Raw genomic sequence first — 2,559 nt, forward strand, 5'->3', positions numbered from 1 at the left:
GGATGGGTTTGACCGAAAGAACAGGAACTTTTATGGGGATCACCTTTGACCTCTGTACCCGTTCAAAAGCGTCCAAATAGTCCTTGAAAAATATTCGGTCTAACTTTCTATAGACCCGATAAAAAAAGGGAGATTGCCCCCCCGAAGTCCTTGGAGATTGATTGACTACCAAAACAGAAAACTCAACCATTCCGGTAGAGAGGAGCTGCTTAATCGCTTCAGCCTGCCAAGCTTGAATGATGTTACTGTCTACAAGGATGCCTATTCGAAGCATGATTTTTTACCCCCTAAATCCCCCTGAAGGGGGACTTGGAGCTTCTTGTTCAAAGATTTATTTGTTTTTCATTAGTCCAACCGATCAACTGATTCCCCCTCCTTCCCTTAAAGCTGATCGTTGGGATAGAACAATTTTCTGAAGCAGGTCTTCATACTGTTTAGCAATCTTCTCAATATCAAACCGCTCCTCGGCAACCTTCCGAGCCTGAATTCCTAATGCTTGCATAGACTCTGGGTTTTCAATCGCCCAAGTCATTTGCTTGGCCAAAAAATCTGCATCCTGAACAGGAAAAATCAGGGTAGTCTTTTGATCTTCGACCGCCTCCAAATTCATAGGAATATCCGATGCGATGATGGGGATTCCAGCCATCATGGCTTCCACTAAGGCACCGGAAAAGCCTTCGTACCAAGAGGGGAAGAGGAAGCAGTGGAATGATGTCGGATGTCCGATGTCGGATGTCGGATGTTGCTTCCCATTTGAAATCAGTATATCCATTGGGTTTGGAATTTTGCCAGGAAGAAAGACAGAATTATAGAGGCCTAATTCTTGGATTAAAGCCTCAAGGTTTTTTCTGTAAAAACCTTCTCCAAAAATGGTCAAGGTACAATCCGGATATTTTTTGATAACTGAAGCAAAGGCCTGAATAGCATCCTGAAAGCCTTTTCGCTCAAGAAGACGACCGTAAGAGATGAAGTTTCGCGTCATTGCGAGGCTACTTTCCACTTCATTTGATTTTTCTTGAGAACTTTTAGCAGCCGAAGCAATCTCCTCATTGGAAGATATCTTATTGCTTCCTGAGAATACTTCCTCCTCCCCGACATTCGTACGGGGCTGACTGTTCCTCGTCCTCGCAATGACGTCATCTGTCACTGCGATCCGCCGCGGCGGAGAGGCAGTCTCTTCGGGTTTCGTCACTGCGAGGCTGCTATTCGGAGAATCTGAATTGACCTCAGAGCCATCAGCAGCCGAAGGAGTCTCATCAGTAAATTCGATTTTTTGAAAAGATTGCTTCGTCCCTGCGGTCCTCGCAATGACGGGTCGGCCGCGGTACACCACCGAAATCTTATCCTTATCAATCCCCAAGGTCTTTACATGAGAGTCAGCCAAGGCTCGGGCATTGGCGATCCAATGAACGGGGATGCCTGAGGTAAGCCAGTCCAACCAATAGACGATTTTGTATTTCAGACCCTTCTTATCCGTCCAGGCAATGGGAGCATAGCTATCATTGACCAAGGTGCCAACCAAAGGTACTCCTGTAATCCAAGAGGCAATCCGGGTGATGATATCCGCCCGCCAAAGGGAGGAAACCAGCAAATCGGGCTTTTCATGTCGAATCAGTTTGATCAATCTTCTTACGGCCAATCCAAAATGATAGGACTCCGGAATATCCAAAAAAAAGAGCCGGAATCCGGCTCGCTCGTAGGCTTCTCTGAGGTCATGCTTGGGATAGAAATACACAAATCCCACATCTACCTCCTCCGAAAACCGGGAAAGAATTTCCAAGTGGCTGCGTTCAGCCCCGGCATTGACTAAGGCATCTTGGGTAAAGAGGAGTTTCAATTATTCAATAAATTCTGTTTTTCCTTAATCTGTCTAAAATTTGCTAATCTCTTTATCCCCTGTAACATCCCTAAAGAAAAGGCTGCTATTGAAAATCTTTGCTTGAGCGGTTGTATCACTTTAAGTACAGCCAATCCTTTATCCCCAAAAGAATCATTCAAATAAATCAGCTCTAAGCCTTTATAAACTTTTAGCCACTTGAAAATAACACACTTCTCAGTGTATCGCTCAGCATCATCCAAAACAATTAAACACCCAACTTCCAATAAAGAATAAATGTGATCCAAACCTCCTTCTCTTCCGAAGTAATATTGCGGACCATCTATAAAAACCAACGAAACTCCCTTTCCTGTTAAATGGTCCTTTGTAAGCTTATAACTCGCATGAATTCCAAATAAGCCGAAAACAAATCTCAATTTTCCCAACTGGAAATTTACTTTTTGAGAATCGATTAAAGACTCTGCCTCTTTGGGTATTCGAAACCAATCTTTATTTTCTTCAATTGAAACAATTTCATAATTCAAATTCTCTCTACTCAAGGAATAATGAAACACAATAGTCGAAAAACCCGCACCTACTTCCACAACCCTAGATATTTTTCTTGATCTTATCAATTGAATTTACGCTCCGGTTACCTTCATATCAATAGACCATCCTCCTGGGGAAGCCTTTAAAATTCTAAGATCATCATTAGAAACCTCTTTTATTTCAAAATCAATTGG

Annotated in this window: 3 protein-coding genes; all 3 read right to left on the reverse strand. The window is 42.9% G+C overall.

The window, feature by feature from the left end; translation table 11 throughout:
* Nucleotides 1-274: hypothetical protein (locus OU792_RS18325; RefSeq protein WP_274671021.1), on the reverse strand; the 274-nt coding region annotated here is incomplete at its 3' end.
* 84 nt (nucleotides 275-358) lie between these two features.
* Nucleotides 359-1,837: a glycosyltransferase gene (locus OU792_RS18330; protein ID WP_274671022.1), complete on the reverse strand. Its 1,479-nt coding sequence runs from the start codon at nucleotides 1,835-1,837 to the stop codon at nucleotides 359-361.
* Nucleotides 1,834-2,421 carry a class I SAM-dependent methyltransferase gene (locus OU792_RS18335; protein ID WP_274671023.1) on the reverse strand — a complete coding sequence of 196 codons (588 nt, stop codon included), beginning with the start codon at nucleotides 2,419-2,421 and terminating at the stop codon, nucleotides 1,834-1,836. Before OU792_RS18335 ends, OU792_RS18330 begins: the two co-directional genes overlap by 4 nt.
* Between the last annotated feature and the right edge of the window lie 138 nt (nucleotides 2,422-2,559).

This window comes from Algoriphagus sp. NF, from assembly GCF_028823735.1.
Classification (GTDB): domain Bacteria; phylum Bacteroidota; class Bacteroidia; order Cytophagales; family Cyclobacteriaceae; genus Algoriphagus; species Algoriphagus marincola.